This window comes from Pseudoalteromonas sp. SCSIO 43201 (genome assembly GCF_023716725.1).
In the GTDB taxonomy this organism is placed as follows: domain Bacteria; phylum Pseudomonadota; class Gammaproteobacteria; order Enterobacterales; family Alteromonadaceae; genus Pseudoalteromonas; species Pseudoalteromonas peptidolytica.
Genome location: NZ_CP072683.1, coordinates 242,205 through 259,756 on the forward strand (window position 1 = coordinate 242,205; position 17,552 = coordinate 259,756).

The 17,552-nt window shown below is 42.8% G+C and carries 18 protein-coding genes and 4 tRNA genes; 12 read left to right on the forward strand and 10 right to left on the reverse strand.

The window, feature by feature from the left end; translation table 11 throughout:
• Window positions 1-2 precede the first annotated feature (2 nt).
• The 4 genes from J8Z24_RS00980 to J8Z24_RS00995 all read right to left on the reverse strand — a co-directional run bounded on the left by J8Z24_RS00980 (window position 3) and on the right by J8Z24_RS00995 (window position 3,929).
• On the reverse strand, window positions 3-995 hold the full coding sequence (locus tag J8Z24_RS00980) for a hydrolase (RefSeq protein ID WP_147390650.1): 993 nt from the start codon (window positions 993-995) through the stop codon (window positions 3-5).
• 257 nt (window positions 996-1,252) lie between these two features.
• A complete protein-coding gene (locus J8Z24_RS00985) occupies window positions 1,253-1,399 on the reverse strand; it encodes a hypothetical protein (RefSeq protein WP_010374526.1) in 147 nt (48 codons plus the stop codon).
• Window positions 1,400-1,557: 158 nt separating this feature from the next.
• Complete coding sequence (locus J8Z24_RS00990) at window positions 1,558-2,007, reverse strand: TIGR02444 family protein (protein ID WP_176032899.1); 450 nt, start codon at window positions 2,005-2,007, stop codon at window positions 1,558-1,560.
• Entirely contained in the window at window positions 2,001-3,929 is a 1,929-nt protein-coding gene (locus J8Z24_RS00995; protein ID WP_252095126.1) for an ATP-binding cassette domain-containing protein, read from the reverse strand. The genes J8Z24_RS00990 and J8Z24_RS00995 overlap by 7 nt, the downstream gene beginning before the upstream one ends.
• A gap of 337 nt (window positions 3,930-4,266) precedes the next feature.
• Between J8Z24_RS00995 and J8Z24_RS01000 the strand changes: the two genes are divergently transcribed.
• The gene (locus tag J8Z24_RS01000) at window positions 4,267-4,467 is read left to right on the forward strand and encodes a YheV family putative zinc ribbon protein (protein WP_147390647.1); all 201 of its coding nucleotides are present in this window, start codon (window positions 4,267-4,269) and stop codon (window positions 4,465-4,467) included.
• Between the two features lie 27 nt (window positions 4,468-4,494).
• On the opposite strand, the gene J8Z24_RS01005 is transcribed toward J8Z24_RS01000, so the two are convergent.
• Complete coding sequence (locus tag J8Z24_RS01005; RefSeq protein ID WP_125254219.1) at window positions 4,495-4,707, reverse strand: SlyX family protein; 213 nt, start codon at window positions 4,705-4,707, stop codon at window positions 4,495-4,497.
• Entirely contained in the window at window positions 4,704-5,717 is a 1,014-nt protein-coding gene (locus tag J8Z24_RS01010; protein ID WP_147390646.1) for a WD40 repeat domain-containing protein, read from the reverse strand. The genes J8Z24_RS01005 and J8Z24_RS01010 overlap by 4 nt, the downstream gene beginning before the upstream one ends.
• 266 nt (window positions 5,718-5,983) lie before the next feature.
• On the opposite strand from J8Z24_RS01010, the gene fkpA reads away from it, so the two are divergent.
• On the forward strand, window positions 5,984-6,739 hold the full coding sequence (fkpA, locus tag J8Z24_RS01015) for an FKBP-type peptidyl-prolyl cis-trans isomerase (protein WP_125254217.1): 756 nt from the start codon (window positions 5,984-5,986) through the stop codon (window positions 6,737-6,739).
• Window positions 6,740-6,838: 99 nt separating this feature from the next.
• On the opposite strand, the gene rsd is transcribed toward fkpA, so the two are convergent.
• Window positions 6,839-7,309, reverse strand: coding sequence for a sigma D regulator (gene rsd, locus J8Z24_RS01020; protein ID WP_125254216.1), 471 nt, complete (start codon window positions 7,307-7,309; stop codon window positions 6,839-6,841).
• A gap of 464 nt (window positions 7,310-7,773) precedes the next feature.
• Between rsd and hemE the strand changes: the two genes are divergently transcribed.
• Window positions 7,774-8,838, forward strand: a complete 1,065-nt coding sequence (gene hemE / locus J8Z24_RS01025; RefSeq protein ID WP_125254215.1) for a uroporphyrinogen decarboxylase — start codon at window positions 7,774-7,776, stop codon at window positions 8,836-8,838.
• A 155-nt stretch (window positions 8,839-8,993) separates the two neighbouring features.
• Here hemE and J8Z24_RS01030 read toward each other — a convergent pair whose 3' ends face one another.
• The 3 genes from J8Z24_RS01030 to J8Z24_RS01040 all read right to left on the reverse strand — a co-directional run bounded on the left by J8Z24_RS01030 (window position 8,994) and on the right by J8Z24_RS01040 (window position 11,425).
• Entirely contained in the window at window positions 8,994-9,164 is a 171-nt protein-coding gene (locus tag J8Z24_RS01030; protein WP_176032897.1) for a hypothetical protein, read from the reverse strand.
• A 50-nt stretch (window positions 9,165-9,214) separates the two neighbouring features.
• Entirely contained in the window at window positions 9,215-9,385 is a 171-nt protein-coding gene (locus J8Z24_RS01035) for a hypothetical protein (RefSeq protein WP_176032896.1), read from the reverse strand.
• 192 nt (window positions 9,386-9,577) lie between these two features.
• Window positions 9,578-11,425 carry a M1 family metallopeptidase gene (locus J8Z24_RS01040; protein WP_176032895.1) on the reverse strand — a complete coding sequence of 616 codons (1,848 nt, stop codon included), beginning with the start codon at window positions 11,423-11,425 and terminating at the stop codon, window positions 9,578-9,580.
• 180 nt (window positions 11,426-11,605) lie between these two features.
• Between J8Z24_RS01040 and murB the strand changes: the two genes are divergently transcribed.
• From murB to J8Z24_RS01085, 9 genes are all read left to right on the forward strand, one after another.
• A complete protein-coding gene (gene murB, locus J8Z24_RS01045) occupies window positions 11,606-12,625 on the forward strand; it encodes a UDP-N-acetylmuramate dehydrogenase (protein WP_147390643.1) in 1,020 nt (339 codons plus the stop codon).
• Window positions 12,612-13,604, forward strand: coding sequence for a bifunctional biotin--[acetyl-CoA-carboxylase] ligase/biotin operon repressor BirA (gene birA / locus J8Z24_RS01050; RefSeq protein ID WP_176032894.1), 993 nt, complete (start codon window positions 12,612-12,614; stop codon window positions 13,602-13,604). The genes murB and birA overlap by 14 nt, the downstream gene beginning before the upstream one ends.
• Complete coding sequence (locus J8Z24_RS01055; protein ID WP_176032893.1) at window positions 13,601-14,299, forward strand: type III pantothenate kinase; 699 nt, start codon at window positions 13,601-13,603, stop codon at window positions 14,297-14,299. The genes birA and J8Z24_RS01055 overlap by 4 nt, the downstream gene beginning before the upstream one ends.
• A 118-nt stretch (window positions 14,300-14,417) precedes the next feature.
• Window positions 14,418-14,493, forward strand: a tRNA-Thr gene (locus J8Z24_RS01060).
• Window positions 14,494-14,540: 47 nt separating this feature from the next.
• Window positions 14,541-14,625: transfer RNA gene (locus J8Z24_RS01065), tRNA-Tyr, on the forward strand.
• A gap of 44 nt (window positions 14,626-14,669) precedes the next feature.
• A tRNA-Gly gene (locus tag J8Z24_RS01070) sits at window positions 14,670-14,744 on the forward strand.
• 13 nt (window positions 14,745-14,757) lie between these two features.
• A tRNA-Thr gene (locus J8Z24_RS01075) sits at window positions 14,758-14,833 on the forward strand.
• 137 nt (window positions 14,834-14,970) lie between these two features.
• A complete protein-coding gene (gene tuf, locus J8Z24_RS01080; RefSeq protein ID WP_128732244.1) occupies window positions 14,971-16,155 on the forward strand; it encodes an elongation factor Tu in 1,185 nt (394 codons plus the stop codon).
• Between the two features lie 348 nt (window positions 16,156-16,503).
• Complete coding sequence (locus J8Z24_RS01085; protein WP_176033320.1) at window positions 16,504-17,520, forward strand: TAXI family TRAP transporter solute-binding subunit; 1,017 nt, start codon at window positions 16,504-16,506, stop codon at window positions 17,518-17,520.
• Window positions 17,521-17,552 lie beyond the last annotated feature (32 nt).

The window sequence follows — 17,552 nt, forward strand, 5'->3', positions numbered from 1 at the left end:
TACTAAGCCTTACAATTAAATTGACGTAAATATTGTGGGATCACACTTTCTAACCAAAATTGGGGTTTGAGGGGGTTCTTTCCCGAGATAAACCCTACGTGTCCACCTTGCTGACTCACAGCGAGTGTCACAGCAGAATTAACCTGTGCGAATGTCGGAACCGCTTGAGCAGAAAGCATGGGATCATCTTCTGCGTGGATTATTAGAGTTGGCGTTGTGATGTCACTTAAATAAGGTTGTGCACTCGCTTGGGCATAATAATCTTCAGCGCCCGCAAAGCCATGCAATGGGGCGGTTATTTTATCGTCAAACTGCCAAAGGTCATTAATGTTACGTAGCGCCTCTTGGTCAATATTTATTTGAGATTGAATGACATCGAGTTTGCGGGAGAAGGATTTTTTCATTCGATCTAGTAAATATTTTTGATAGAGCTTAAAACAGCTCTTTCGGATCACTTGGCAAGAAGAAGATAGATGATAAGGAGCTGAAACTGCGACTCCGGCTTCTAGGCCGCTGTGTGTTTTGCTTTCACCTAAGTATTTTGCCAGCACGTTACCACCAAGTGAAAAGCCTACAGCAAAGAGTGGGCGTTTGGGAAAGCGTGCTTTTAATGTACTGATAAAGTAACCAAGATCTGAAGTTTCACCACTATGATAGGCTCTAGGTTGACGGTTTGCTTCCCGTGAACAATTACGAAAGTGCATTAAAACGGCATCGAAACCCGTGCTTACGAGTGATTTCAGTAGTCCCTTGGCATAAAAGCTATTTATATTTCCCTCGAGACCATGTAAAACCACCACCAGTGGCGCGTTTCTATCTCCATGCTTGGCCCATGCTAGTTCTAGAAAGTCATCATCAGGCGTTTCTAGCGTTTCATAGTTTACTGGTACATGTAATCTAGGCCTAAAAAAGCGTGGCAAGATGGTTTGGGCATGGCGATTGCGCATCCACCAAGCAGGCTTGAAAGTTAAGTCACTCGTTGTCATGGTTTTCATGGCTTGATTCTTTATAGAAAGTACGTTGGCTTTTGACTATAAGTGGTAAATTAAGGATTTTATCCACGTTTCAAAACAAGTTTTCAGCAGTTTAACGTATATTTCTACAGGGGTTAAGCAAATAAAAAGCACCCGACCAGTAAACTGATAAGGTGCTTTGTGCGTCGTGCTTAATTCTTATAGTTGGGGAACTACACAGAGCCGATTTTGTACTACTTATTCTGCAATCGTCTCTAGGTAATACTTTTAAATCTGTTTTATTGTTCGTTAGGTACTTCAGCATCCATGACTTTTTTGATGAAGAAATAGACGTAATAACAGCACAGCAAAATTACAATTCCTAAAAAGCCAAAAGACAGAAACAACACAGGGTCGGAAAAAAAGTCTCTAAAGAATACGTTCATGGCTGTGCCTCCTAATTTGTCGATGAGTAAATAGTAGTGGAGGTATGAGGGGCTTGATATGATCAAGATCAAGTTTCAACCCCAAGCAAAACTAAACTAAGTGAAAGGCTTGATCTCGATCAGTTTTTGCGCGCTGAATAGGTTACGAGCGCACAGCTTCAATCATTGACTGGAGCAAATAATGCTGTGTACTCATTGTCACTGAGGTAATGTCTAAGATTACTGCCTTGTTGTAAGGGATAAAGGTGGCTGTGTTGCAGCACCTCAAGCAACAAAGCTTGCTGACGCTTCTCCAGTTCCAGCTCCGCAGTCAACATGGCAGCTCTGAGTTGCAGATAGTCTTCATAGTGATGATGTTGTGCTTTAAGGAGGCTGCGAATGCGGCGTTGTGGTTGGAGTATGATTTCGTCAAAGTGCTTGCACGTCTCAATGAGTGTTGAGACAGCTTCAGGCTCGACTGTCAGTGCCAATTTATCTAGATAACAAAGCAGCAAGCACAAGTTAATATTTTTGCTTCCATTATCCTGTAAAGCCAATAGCCGCGCCTGCATTTCAGGACGGCTATAAAATTCACAGGAAAATAGCCAAAAGTCTTGCCGACTTAACATATTTCTCCTGTTGTATCGAAGTGATTTTGCTTTTCTTCCAACTCCTCTAGCGCCATTAGTAGCGCTTCTTCGGTGTCATTGAGTTCTGGTGTCACGGTAGCTTGTTTTGCTAATAGTTCGCTTAATTTAGCCTTATTTTCATCGGTATATAAATTGTTGTCAGCGAGTGCTGTTTCAATTTCATCAGCCTGTTCGGTGAGCTTATCTAGCTGCTTTTCTAGCTTTTCAATCGACTTTTTAAGAGGTTGAGTGGCTTTTCTAAACTCTGCCTCAAGGCGTTTTTGCTCTTTTCTATTCGCATTGGAATGCTGTTTTGGTTCAGCCTCTGTGGTGGCGGACTTGGCTTGCTCTTTATTGGCATTCATCAGCCATTGATAATAAGCCTCTAAGTCATAACCAAACTGTGAAACGCTACCATTATCAACGAGATAATATTCGTCAGCAGTGTTTTTTAGCATATGACGATCGTGAGAAACCGTGACCATTGCCCCTTCAAAACCCTGTAATGCCATCACTAACGCATGTCGCATTTCTAAATCTAAGTGGTTGGTTGGCTCATCGAGTAGCAGTAGGTTTGGTTTTTGGTAGACCAGCATTGCCAGTACCAGCCTAGCTTTTTCACCACCTGAAAATGGCGCAACAGGCTCAAGTGCTTTATCACCGTGAAAGGCAAAACCACCCAAGAAGTCCCGAATGACTTGTTCTGGTGCTTTTGGGTCTAGCCGTTGGATATGAGTGACGGCACTGGCTTCAAGGTCTAGAGACTCCAGCTGATGCTGAGCAAAATAGCCGACATTTAGTCCTTGGTGCTGAAATACTTCACCTGCTTGTGGGGTTAAGTCGCCAGCAAGTAACTTAATGAGTGTCGATTTACCAGCGCCGTTACGGCCAAGTAAGGCGATTCGACTTCCTGGGACTAGATTAAGCTTTATGTCATGCAAAATGGTAATATCACCGTAACCTGCTTTAGCCTTCTCCAATGTCATTAGTGGGTTCGGTAAGCTAGTTGGCTCTGCAAATTCAAAATTAAAGGGTGAGTCGGCATGAGCTGGTGCAAGCATTTCCATGCGTTCTAGGGCTTTTACACGACTTTGTGCTTGTTTCGCTTTACTGGCTTTGGCTTTAAAGCGAGTAATAAACTTTTCTAGGTGCGCGATAGTTTCTTGCTGCTTCTCAAAAAGCGCTTGATGTTGTGCCATACGTTCGGCTTTTTGGCGCTCAAACTGAGAGTAGTGGCCCTTGTATACGTTGATTTTTTGTTGATCAATATGCCAAATCTCACCAACAACAGCGTCTAAGAACTCGCGGTCATGAGAAATGAGTACCAGCGTACCTTGATAGCCACGCAAAAAGCGCTCTAGCCAGTATACCGCATCTAAATCTAGGTGGTTGGTAGGTTCATCCAACAGCAATAAATCGGCATCGCGGATCAAGGCTTGTGCAAGGTTTAAACGCATTCGCCATCCACCAGAGAAGTCGCTGACGGCAAATCCAATCTGCGCATTGCTAAAACCTAGGCCGTGAAGTAACTCTCCCGCTTTAGCTTCGATACTATAGCCTTTGATATTTTCTAGTTGTTGGTGAGCCTTTGCTTGGCCTTCACCATCGCCATCCTGTTCAGCTTGTTGTAGTTGTGTTCTAAGAGCATAGTATTCAGGATGCCCTTGCAATACATATTCAAGTGCGCTGATAGACAGTGCCGGAGTTTCTTGTTTTACCGATGCAATAGACCAGTCTTTTGGAATGCTAAAATCACCAGAATCGAGTTGCAACTCGCCTTTTAGTAGTGCAAAAAGAGAAGATTTACCACACCCATTGGCGCCTACTAGGCCAGCTTTATGTTGGGGGTAAAGTGTCGCATTTGCCTGTTTGAGTAGTGTTTTACTACCACGAAGTAGCTCGATATCAGTGAGTTGAATCATAATTCTAAAAGTCTGTTTAAACTGTGTGCATGATAACACGGATCGGTTCGTTGACTTCAAGCGTATCAACACAAATAAAATTAGGATAAAATAACGGCTAATTGGTACCAATTGGTCTTGATACTTGCTCAGTTTGAAAGCGTAGATGAAACGCTAACGGCGCTAAGATTTATTATTTGGAACATCTAAATAAGAAATTTTTGTCAAGCTTGTATGGAATAGGCAATTGGGCGTTAGCTGGATGCGGTAACGATGTTATCGACAAGGTTTTCTCGCTTCAAGATTGAAAGCTTAATTAAGTGAATTGGTATAACTCGGTATTCTTAGAGGTGTAGAGTTGAAAGTGAAAAAGCGCTTTATTGCGGGGGCATCATGTCCGGAATGCCAAAAGCTAGATGTCATGATGCTTTACAAAGAGCATGATGTGGAAAAGGTGGAGTGTGTTGAGTGTGGTCATATCATGACACAACCAAAGGATGCGGTGCAGGCCTCCACACGCCAATTTGAGCAAGTCATTGGCGTGTTTACACCGGAGTAATCATTACTCCGGTCAGCATTGCTTTCATTAGTAATGCGGTGGCGGCGGCTCTTGGTGTTGCGGCATCAATCCAGGGTCTCTTCCTTCCTTCATTTTTTCAGCCAGCAATTCTATTTGCCTTTGCATTTTTGCAAGGCGTTGTTGGTGCGCCTTCAATTCTTCGTTTAATGTTTCTATAGTATCTTCTTGAAAGGCAAGCTTAGCCTCAAGCTCGGTAATTCGATTGTCGATTTCATTCATGGCTTTTCTACCTGCGCAAATTTTTCCAGCAGGCCGCTGGAGCTTTCAGTTAACAGTGCAGAGTCATTTTCTTGAAAGGCAACGTCAAACACGACCGCTGACTTCGGACGACTTCCTTCTCGTGGCTGCACGCGCCAAGTTTGTATGCGTTCACCATCGCTTACTCGCCATAAAGCCAGCTCGCGATTGGGGGAACCAGTTGCTAATAAAGACGCGTCTTGATTGAAGCGTACTGCACTGAAAATTTTCTGGCGAGCAATATACTGTAATTGTGCTTTAAGATCACCAGAAGTTAGTTGCCAAATACTGGCTTTTTTCATGCTGTCAGCTGTAAACGCAAAGCGCCCTTGTTCGTCTAGCGCAACTTTCGTGACTCGACTCGGATGATTAAAGCGATGAATGACTTGCCCTGTTCTGGTATCCCAAAAATAAGCTGCATAATCATTTCCTCCAGTTAACGCAAAGTGTCCGTTTGGGGACATGGCAATAGAGTTAATATTTTCTTGATGACCAAGGAACTCTATACGCCTACCGCTTTCTAAGTCGAGGTGGACAACAACGTTATCGCTACGAGCGTAGAGCACGTATTTGCCTGCATTGCTAATTGCGATGTCTCTGATGGTGCCTGATTCAATCTCGAAATATCCTAGGTTTTGGCCGTTCTCAAGGCTCCAAACAGCAAAGGTATTATCATTGGCTGTAACGGCAGTGGAGTTATCATTTGCCAGTGCAAGTGAGTGGATAAGGTCATCACTGGCATTAGAGTGACGCCATTGATATTTAAGGCCTTGCTCTTGATTATCCCAAAGTACGGCCCCATGCTCTATGGAGGAAACTAGGCTATAGTTGCCATCGGCAGAAAGTGCCGCTGAAAATGCGCCTCTGCTGGCGTGTTCAATGGTCAAAATAGACTTTGATATATCGGGGCCACAGCCCACTAATGCGCTAACGCCTAGCATAATTAAGCTAGCAAGGAGACTTTTCCACTTGATGTTGACGAGTTTGACCATAAATGGGGTAAATCCTCCTTAACTCCAAAGTCTACAACAGGTAAACTAAAGGCATTAAAAACAAGATATTATTTTGATACTAGCGTATTAAAAGCGTAATGTCGTTACGTAATAATGGCAAGCAAATGGATATTGGCATTCTTATTATAGAATGGTAATGTGGCTAGCACCTTTTCTTATTAATATAAAATTAACAATGACACCGAATATCAAGCTCTGTTGTGTGAGCATCAGCCTTGGTAGTAGGAAATGTCGGAGAGTGTAGAATGAAACAGACAATTAAACTGTCACTCGTTGCCGCTTCAGTATTAGCACTGGTAGCATGTAACAAACAAGCAGAAGAACAAAAACCAGTTGAAGTAAAGCTGGACACTGAATTACAACAGCAAGCGTACGGAATAGGTGCTTCTGTAGGTAACTTTTTACAAAAAGATCTAGCAGATAAAAAAGAGTTAGGCGTTGAGCTTGACCAAGAGTTATTAATGCGTGGTTTTAAAGACGCATTAGCTGGTGAAGCAAAGTTAGACGAAGCAAAGATCCGTGAAGTACTTACTGCACTTGATTCTTCAGTTCGTGAAAAGCAAGCTGCAAAAGCTGAAGCTGACGCTGAAAAGAATAAAGCAGAAGGTGAAAAGTACCTAGCTGAAAACGCGAAGAAAGAAGGCGTAAGCGTTACTGAGTCTGGTCTTCAGTATGAAGTGTTAAGTGAAGGTGAAGGTGCAAAGCCAGTTGCAACAGACATGGTTAAAGTACATTATAAAGGTACTTTGCTAGATGGTTCTGAATTTGATAGCTCGTATGCACGTAATGAACCTGCAAGCTTCCGTTTAAATCAAGTTATTGCTGGTTGGACTGAAGGTCTTCAGCTAATGACGGTAGGTTCAAAGTATAAATTTACTATTCCTTCAGAGCTTGCCTATGGCACGCGTGACCTTGGTAAGATCCCTGCTAATTCAACATTGGTATTTGAAGTTGAATTGTTAGATATCGAAGGCGAAGCTGAAGAGAAAGCAGCGGAGTAATAGAGGTACGTATTAATCTCTAAAGATCAATACGTACAATCAAAAAAGGTGAGTACTCTATGGCTCACCTTTTTTGTTGTTAGGACACCCGCACTTTAATTATTCAGTATGATTAGAATAAAGATTATCAATTAGCTCGTCTTCCAATTGGAAGCGTAGCTCTAATGTCTCACCTAATACAGACAAGTCATTATCAAACTCTGCAAGATCATGAGTTTCTTGATTTATCTCTGCGTATTTATCGTTGAAATCAAGCGCTGTGTCAGTTGTTTCTGTGATCCTTGGATACAGCGACTGTGCAAGCTTGGCACTTTCAGGTCCTTTCTCCTGACAAGCTTCGACGATGTTGTCATAAATCTCAAAGTGACCAGCTGAGAGGTAATCCATTAAAATTTGGCAGAATGATTGAATATCAACCTGCTCTGGCAGTGCTTTACCATTTCGTGTTGGTGAGCATCCTGCGACTTTATAATATAAAACCAATAGTTCCTGACGCTCTGCTAACCATGCATCAATTACACTATGGCTACCTCCCCATTTTTGTTGGGCTTGTTCTAACTGCGAAAGCATAGTGACTCTCCTTTAGCGGGTTACCTACCTCTATGGAAAGGGAAAGCGCACAAAAGGTCAACCAATTTTTTCTGAAAAAGCCGAAAAAGATCAAAAGATTATTGGTGTAATAATAGGGAATGTTAACAAATTCATGGAGATAAAAATAAAAAACCACCAAAGGAGTTCTTTGGTGGTTCAAAATAGCAGTTTAGCTTGTTGCGTAATATTGTTATTTTTATAGTGAAGGTGTTTTGTTGTTATTTTTGTAACGCCATATTTTTATACCAATCTTTTAATCGTGTTGCAATCAGTTTAATTGTATGTTTCTAGATTAATTTGTTAAGCACATGAATTTGTTCCTAATAAAGTATGCCTTAATCTAGATCATAGACCCAGATTCTTGGGGATAGTTTAGATAGTGCGCATGTGTACTTAGTGATACAATCGGCATAATTGATTTTTAGTATTGGAACTGAGACGCTATGAGCGAATTAAAAAACGATCGTTATTTACGAGCGCTATTAAAACAACCAGTTGACGTCACACCAGTATGGATGATGCGTCAAGCTGGTCGTTATCTGCCAGAGTATCGTGCGACAAGAGCACAAGCTGGTGATTTCATGAGCCTTTGTAAGAATGCAGAGTTAGCTTGTGAAGTAACGCTCCAGCCACTTCGTCGTTATCCACTGGATGCGGCAATTTTGTTCAGCGATATTTTGACAATTCCAGATGCAATGGGGCTAGGGCTTTATTTTGAAACTGGCGAAGGTCCTAAATTTGAGCGTCCAATCCAATCACTAGATGATGTTAAAAAGCTACCTAAATTAGACCCAACAGACGAGCTTGGCTATGTAATGAATGCGGTGAGCACAATTCGTCGTGAGCTTAAAGGTGAAGTACCACTTATTGGTTTCTCAGGGTCTCCTTGGACGCTAGCGACGTATATGATCGAGGGTGGTAGCAGTAAAACCTTTGGTAAGATTAAGAAAATGGCCTTTGCTGAGCCACAAACATTACACTTACTACTGGATAAAGTCGCTGACTCAGTTATTGACTACCTTAATGCCCAAGTGAAAGCTGGTGCGCAATCGCTAATGATTTTCGACTCTTGGGGTGGGGTGCTAAGCCCACGTGATTACAAAGAGTTCTCACTACAATACATGCACAAGATTGTAGACGGTCTTATTCGTGAAAATGATGGTCGGAAAGTACCTGTGACATTATTTACGAAGAACGGCGGTCAATGGATTGAAGCTATTGCAGCGACAGGCTGTGATGCGGTTGGTCTTGATTGGACAATTGATATTGCTGATGCGAAGCGTCGTGTCGGTGATAAAGTCGCATTACAAGGCAATATGGATCCGTCAATGCTACATGGAACACACGACCGTATTCGTGAAGAGGTGCAGCATATTCTAGCGGGCTTTGGTGAAGGTAACGGTCACGTATTTAACTTAGGCCATGGCATTACGCCTGATGTTGACCCAGAAAACGCGGGCGTATTTATCAATGCGGTTCACGAGTTTAGCCGTCAGTACCACAAATAAGTTAGACCAATCACAGTCAGTGTAGGCGAGCTAACTTTAGGTTTATAAAACTTTCCTTGTCTCTAAATTCAGAGGCAAGGAAAGTTTTTCTCACTTCAGCATAGACCAGTTAATAAAGATAATTGGTATAAAACATCAGTGATTGGTGTTCTCAGTTATTTACTCACTGTAGGTTGAGCGCCATCGGAACCACCACCTTGTGGTTTAATCGTCATCTGGATATACTGAGCTCTAGGTTGAGCACCATCACCACCGGTACCACCACCAGAAACTTGCTTGAGCATTGTTGGCTTAAGGTTGAGGATGTTTCTCTTCTTTAATTTCATATTGTTTTCCTTTTTTATATAAATATATGAATAGACACAATATGGTGTGATTAGCGACTCGGTTGATCGCCATCACCAGTAGATGCAAAAGGCTTTAGGTGTGAGTCAGGGTTGTGTACTTTCACTTTGGATGGTTGAACACCATCACTTGTGATACCGCCATAAACCTGTTTTAACTGCGATGTGAGGATGTTTTTTAACTTTTTCTTTTTTAATTGCATTGTCATTTCCTTAACCTTGTACCTTTATGGGTTCCAATACGTTAACTCAGTTAAACTTCGATAGCAATAAACTTTGTATTAAAAATAAACAGTATCAGGGAAAGGGAATAGTGTTTTAAATTTGGATTAAGTACTGGCTTAAAAGACAGGCAGCCAAGTAAATGGAGGCTGCCTGTGTTGGAAATATAGGGGTTACTTAAATAAAGCGTCGATAGTGCCCTGAGCAAGTGGATGGTACCCAGGTCGTGCTTGTTGATAAACACGATAAGCCCAGTCACGTTTGCCATTGTTAATGAGTGATTTGTATAAATTCACAATAAGCTTACGGCGCCCAATACTTACTAGATGCTTTTCAAGATCTGGGTAAATAGCCTGATAGCCGTTACCTACTGCTAGCATGTACCACGCAAACGCGCGTTCTGCGTTGGTCGATTGTGTGAGCTGAAATGCTTTGTCCAATGCTTCCATGCGTTCGATGGCAAGATCTCTTGGTAAGTTATTAATAAAGTGCAGCCATTCATGTACCGTCCAAGCATCGGTTGGTAGGTCTGCAAGTGTTTTTTCATCTTTTAGCCAAGCTTGAGTGAGCGCATCCACTTTTTCGAAAGCATCAGAAGTAGGATTTGGGGCGTCGCTTGGTAAACCTGGCTCATAGATCCATTCTTTGGCTTTTTCTAAGCTGACGATACCAGGATATTGCTGTAGCAAGTTTTTGTCTAAGTAAGCAACAAACTCATCGGTAGTCAGAGATTTAAAAGAGAAGGTGTTAAAGTAGGTTTTAACAAACTTGTCGAACCTGTCACGACCAAACTTTTCCTCAAGATAGATAAGGAATAGTTGCCCTTTTGTGTAAGGTACTGAGCTAAACGCATCGTCAGGATCGCGACCATTAAGCTCCAAATTCATGCGTGTATCAGGAGCCGCGATGGTTTTTAGTTGAGCGCGTAGGCTCGCCGCATCCAGCGCCTGCTCCATCACCGCACGGTCACGACCAAACACTTCTTCCATAATGCGGTTTTCAACGTAAGAGGTGAACCCTTCGTTTAGCCATAAGTCCTCCCATGTCGCATTGGTGACTAAGTTGCCAGACCAAGAATGTGCTAACTCGTGTGCGATTAGGTTTACTAAGCTTTTGTCGCCGGCCACAACGGTTGGTGTGATAAATGATAGGCGCGGATTTTCCATACCACCAAATGGGAAGCTAGGTGGCAACATGAGCAGGTCATATCTACCCCAAGCGTATTCACCGTACATGGCATTGGTTTTGTCGATCATCGCTTGCGTATCGTTAAATTCTGCGACCGAGGCATCAAGAATTTGTGGCTCTGCAAAAATTGCAGTTTGGTGTGACATTTCTTTATATTCAAGATTACCTGCACCAATAGCGATCAAATAGGGTGGTATTGCTTGCGGCATATCAAACCAATAATCGCCATCTTTGATAAATGCGCCAGTATTATCTGCACTCATTACCGCGCGTACATCTTTAGGTGTTTGCACTCGAGCTGAATAAGTGACGCGCATTGCTGGCGTATCTTGCACGGGGATCCAACTACGAGCATGAATAGCTTGAGACTGGCTATACATAAATGGGTGAGACTTACTTGCGGTTTGCTGCGGTGTTAACCACTGCAAGCCAGATGCAACAGGCAAACTGTTGTAGTAAATACGCGCTTTCTTAGCTTGCTCTTTAAAGTGAATAGTTAACTTTGCACCTTTCACATCATCGCGCTTGGCAAGATCAAACTTTGCGATATGCCAGTTGCCACTCTTGCCTTGATACATCACTTTGTCGATTTCGAGATCGCGTGTATCGAGTACTAACGTTGTAGCCTGACTGTTTTGCCAGTCTAGTGTATGTTCAACAAACCCCTCTAGTTGCTTATCATCAAAATCAACATCGAGGTCTAAATGCAGGTGAGTGGTGATGACGTCATTAAGATTGGCATAAGTGTGCTCGTCAACTGCTGCATTTACATTAGCAGTGTGGACAAGGCCAGCCATGGCAAGACTGAGTGTCAGTGCAGAAAGTTTAGTCATAATGCTGCTCTTATAAAAATAATATTCCCAATTAGAATGGCTAACATAACTAATTTCTAACTATTTAAACAGCATAAGCCGATAGGTAACGTAAAATGCTGGGCAAGATGACATTAATGCGCAAGTCAGGGCAATGCGCTACACTAGCGCCAGTTTAGTTTATATCAACAAGGTGCTGCAGTGATTAGTTTGCAGTCTTATCACACATTTTCACTACCATCAGGTTGTGAGTCACTTATTGTTATTGAAGACCCAAAGGAGCTCGTTCAGCTCAACTATGACCAAGCTTTCTTTTTACTTGGAGAGGGCAGTAATACGATTTTTCTTGAAGATTATGCTGGTGTGGTGATTAAGCTTGCGACCTCAGGTGTCAATATTGAGGCTCGGGATGACCACTACTTAATTCGTGCGGCTGCTGGTGAGAATTGGCACCAATTGGTATTAACGCTACTCGAACAAGGTATTGGCGGCCTAGAAAATCTTGCTTTGATCCCCGGCACGGTTGGTGCTGCACCAGTACAAAATATCGGCGCCTATGGTGTCGAAGTATCACAATATATCACTGCGGTTACGGGCTTTGACATCACTCAAGGACACTTTACGACACTGAGCAGTACGGAGTGTCAATTTGGCTATCGAGATTCGGTGTTTAAGCATCGTTTAAAAGACAAGTTTATTATTACCGAAGTCACGTTTGCATTGCCCATATGTTGGCAACCAAAGTTAAGTTATGGTCCTTTGCAAAACCTCAGTGGTGCTGCAACTGCAAAAGATGTGTGTGATGCAGTAATTGCAATACGAAACAGTAAGCTTCCCGATCCTTGTAAGCTTGCTAATGCTGGGAGCTTTTTTAAAAACCCGATTGTTGATAAGGCATTTGCTGTGCAATTGCAATCTATGTTTCCAGACATGCCTGTATTTAAAGTAGATGAAAATAGTGTAAAGCTCGCAGCTGGCTGGTTGATTGACAAGGCCGGCCTCAAAGGATGCCAGCGTGGCACTATCCGTGTATACGAGCAGCAAGCGCTAGTATTGGTACATGAAGGTGGCAGTAGTGGGGCGGATCTGAAGCAGCTAGTTAGCCACATTCAAAGAACCGTTTGGCAAAAGTTTGCGGTAAAGCTGGAACATGAAGTGCGACTTATCGCAAAGCAGGGGGAGTGTCAGTTGCAAAGTGTGGAATGTCATGAAAACATCTGATCATAAAAAGCAAACAATTTTAGCGGCACTAAATCAAGGCACATTTATCTCTGGACAGGAGTTAGGTGAGCAGCTTGGGATCAGTCGTGCAGCTATCGCCAAACATATTACAGCACTGCAAGACATGGGAGTGGACATCTTTCGGGTTAATGGTCGGGGGTATAAACTCAATTACAGTCTGCCATTGATCAATCAAAATAAGTTAAATAGCCTTTGGCAGCAACAGTTTCATATGGATTGCCCCATTGAGTATCATGCGATTGTTGATTCTACCAATAGCGAATTAATGCGACGTCTACAAAGTGACCTTAATATGGCTTCTGGTCATGTGTTGGTAGCTGAAATGCAGCAAGCCGGAAGAGGGCGCAGAGGTCGAACATGGCAATCACCATTTGGTGCAAACCTTTATTATAGCTACTACTGGATGTTTGATGCTGGTATGCAAGCGGCAATGGGATTATCTATTGCTGTTGGCTTAGCTGTTTATGACGCATTGAAGGTATTGTATGGGATTAATGTCGAACTAAAATGGCCAAATGACATTTATCTAAACCAACAGAAACTAGCGGGTATCTTGGTCGAGCTTGAAGGGCAGGTTGAAGGTCCTTGTCATTTGGTAATAGGAATAGGACTGAATATTTGTATGCCAGAATCAGCATCTAAGCATATTGATCAAGCGTGGACAGATCTGCAAACACACATAGGCTCAATTGATAAAAATCAGCTTGTGGTGCAGCTAACTCATTCTTTATCTGAGCGCCTCGTGCAGTATAAAGAGTCAGGACTTAAGGAAATGGTTTCCCAGTGGAACAGATTAAATGCTTTCAAAGGTGAGCTTGTAACACTAAGTACAGGTCAAAGACAGTGGTGCGGTATTTGCGAAGGCATTGACGCACAGGGCGGAATACTGTTGAGGCAAGATGGTGAATTAAAAGCTTTTTATGGTGGCGAAGTTTCGCTAAGAAAGGTGACATCGTGAAACTGCTAATTGATGTGGGAAACACCGCTGTAAAATATGCGGTTGCTGATGAAGACAACATTCGCGTAGTAAAAGAGAATGATATTGAATGGCATAAAATAACATCCATTATTTGTTCACAGGTAGGTAAAGGAACAAATTTACAAGCAATTAATAGCCGAGCTGCTGAGTTTGCAATTCCGCTAGAGCAGGCTTATGTATCTTCAGCACGGGCTGGTGTTACCTGTGCATACCCTGCATTTCAGAACTTGGGAATTGATCGCTGGCTGACTGTACTTGCAGCTCATGCGCTTTATCCAACACAAGATGTAATTGTAATTGACTCAGGTACTGCGACCACTGTAGATGTCGTTACCGCACAGGGACAGCATCTAGGTGGTTGGATTGTACCTGGTCTCGATTTGATGGCTACAAGTGTCACCGCCCGAGCAGAACGCGTTTTTTGTGATGATAACACGCCTTTTTTAGCTGAATTTGCGAAAAATACACCAGAGGCAGTTAAAAATGGAGCATTAGCGGCAACGATTGGCTTAGTTCAGAGCGCAAAGCTGCAATTAGATAACAAGTCTGCGTTGGTTTTATGCACCGGGGGTTATGGAAAATTGATAAAGCAGCATGTGGATCTTGCTGTTTTTGATGACCTGTTAGTATTCAAAGGACTCTTGGTTTGGTGGAAAAACCCACAACAATTCTAAAAATGTCATGGTTTTGGCTTAAATGTGAGCACTTGAACAATAAATTTAAACTTTTTTGCATATTCCTGTTGCATCAAGTCAGCGGTTGCTCTAATATCTCGCCCCGTACTAAAGCAGTGCCGACTTAGCTCAGTTGGTAGAGCAACTGACTTGTAATCAGTAGGTCATCCGTTCGACTCGGATAGTCGGCACCATCTTTTTACCCTATTTTATAGGATGCTTTAGGAAAGAATTTTTACGTGGAGGGGTTCCCGAGCGGCCAAAGGGATCAGACTGTAAATCTGACGGCTCTGCCTTCGCTGGTTCGAATCCAGCTCCCTCCACCACTTTATTCTTGACGGTTAGAGGTAGTTAAGAACAGGTTCCTAAAGCGGGCATCGTATAATGGCTATTACCTCAGCCTTCCAAGCTGATGATGCGGGTTCGATTCCCGCTGCCCGCTCCAGTTCGTCTGGCGTGCTGATATAGCTCAGTTGGTAGAGCGCACCCTTGGTAAGGGTGAGGTCGGCAGTTCAAATCTGCCTATCAGCACCAGTCTCCGAAGAATCTTCTCAAATACTTCCTTTGAATTGTCGAAAAAATATTTATAATAGACTGAATAATTCTAGTCCACATTCGCCGTGGATTATTTTTATATGTAATCTAGATACACAAAACTTATAGGTTTCGTCATGGCAAAAGAAAAGTTTGAACGCGTAAAACCGCACGTAAACGTAGGTACAATCGGCCACGTTGACCACGGTAAAACAACTCTAACTGCAGCAATCACTAACGTACTTGCAAAAGTATACGGTGGTGAAGCAAAAGACTTCGCATCAATCGATAACGCTCCAGAAGAGCGTGAGCGTGGTATCACAATCTCAACTTCACACGTTGAGTATGACACACCAACTCGTCACTATGCACACGTAGACTGTCCAGGACACGCTGACTATGTTAAAAACATGATCACTGGTGCTGCACAGATGGACGGCGCGATCCTAGTAGTTGCAGCTACTGACGGTCCTATGCCTCAAACACGTGAGCACATCCTACTTTCTCGTCAGGTTGGTGTACCTTACATCATCGTATTCATGAACAAATGTGACATGGTTGACGACGAAGAGCTTCTAGAGCTAGTAGAGATGGAAGTACGTGAACTACTTTCTGAGTACGACTTCCCAGGTGATGACCTACCTCTAATCCAAGGTTCAGCGCTGAAAGCACTTGAAGGTGAGAAAGAGTGGGAAGACAAGATCGTTGAGCTTGCAGAAGCACTAGATTCTTACATCCCAGAGCCAGAGCGTGACATCGATAAGCCATTCATCATGCCTATCGAAGACGTATTCTCAATCCAGGGTCGTGGTACAGTAGTAACAGGCCGTGTTGAAGCTGGTATCATCAACGTGAACGACGAAGTTGAAATCGTAGGTATCAAAGAAACTACGAAGACAACTTGTACGGGTGTTGAAATGTTCCGTAAGCTTCTAGACGAAGGTCGTGCGGGTGAGAACATCGGTGCACTACTACGTGGTACTAAGCGTGATGAAGTAGAGCGTGGTCAAGTACTAGCGAAGCCTGGTTCAATCACTCCACACACGAAGTTCACTTCAGAAGTATACGTACTTTCGAAAGATGAAGGTGGTCGTCACACTCCTTTCTTCAAAGGTTACCGTCCACAGTTCTACTTCCGTACAACAGACGTAACTGGTGACATCCAGCTACCAGACGGCGTAGAAATGGTAATGCCTGGCGACAACATCAAGATGACTGTTGAGCTAATCGTACCAATCGCGATGGACGAAGGTCTACGTTTCGCTATCCGTGAAGGTGGCCGTACAGTAGGTGCTGGTGTTGTAGCAACAATCGAAGCATAAGCTTTAGGTTGTAGCAATACACTGTAAAAAAGGTCGCGAAAGCGGCCTTTTTTAATGCCTATAGAAAATCAAAGGTAATACGTATATAGGCATGAGAGTGGCCCGCTTACAATATATGGATTGTCATAATCAACACATATCCCCATTATCCATAAGAACCGCACAACAATCTCCCGATATATCTTTTTGATGAACTAAAATCCACATTCTAACCACTCAATTAGCCTATTCTATAAGTTATACCAATTAGCTTTAATACTTTGCCTCCATTGACGTAAAAATTTGGTTAAATTCGTAAAGATGTGCAAAATAAGCCTGTATAAAAAAATAAGATTAGGAAGTGAAATCATGTTAGCTCTATCAACCCGAGTGATTGTTGCTGTGCTCAGTACTGCAATTTCCCTATGTACTTTTACCAGTTATGCCAAAGTCGATAAGGAGAGATCTTATATTCTTGCAACAGCATCATCAGGGGGAACGTTTTATCCTGTGGGGGTTGCAATTGCGACATTAGCCAAACTTAAAATCACGCCACAGTATGGTATGAGTGTATCTGCTATAACCTCAGCAGGTTCGGGTGATAATCTAAAACTAATGCGAAATAAAGAGGCGGAACTGGCTATCTTACAAGGACTTTATGGCGCTTGGGCAACGCAAGGCGAAGGGGCGATGTCCACGGCAGGAAAGCAAGACTATCTGCGTTCGGTAACTATGCTTTGGCAGAATGTTGAGCACTTTGTAATTGATAAAAAGTATGCCAAAACGGGTAATGTGTCAGACTTAAAAAATCTTTACTCGCAAGGGTTTGGTATTGGTAAACGTAATTCAGGCACGGAAGGATCGGGCAAGCACATTATGGCTGCACTAAGTATTGATAGTGAGAAATTCACTTTGGTTCATAAAGGCTATGCAGGCTCTGCTAATGCGTTACAAAACGGTCAAATTGCAGGGATGAATATTCCCGCAGGCGTGCCAGTTAGTGCTATCACAAGTGCTTACGCTGCTGATGCTCAAGGGATAACTGTGCTTGATTTTACGGATGAGCAGCTACAAAAAGTAAATGGTGGGACTGAACTGTGGTCTCGTTTCGAAATTCCAGCGAACACCTATCCAGGTCAAACCCAAGCCATCAAAACGATTGCCCAGCCTAATTTCCTTGCTGTTCACAAAGACATGAACGAAGAAGATGTTTACCTTCTTACTAAGACGATTTATGAAAACTTGGTTTTTTTACAGACTATCCATAAAGCAACCAAGGCAATGGCAATTGAAAAAGCGTTAATAGGACTCCCTGCTAAATTACACCCAGGGGCACTAAAATATTATCGAGAAATAGGTATCGAGATACCTGCCCACCTGCAGTAGTGCTGGTCGTTAAGCAAAGTGAGACAGTATGT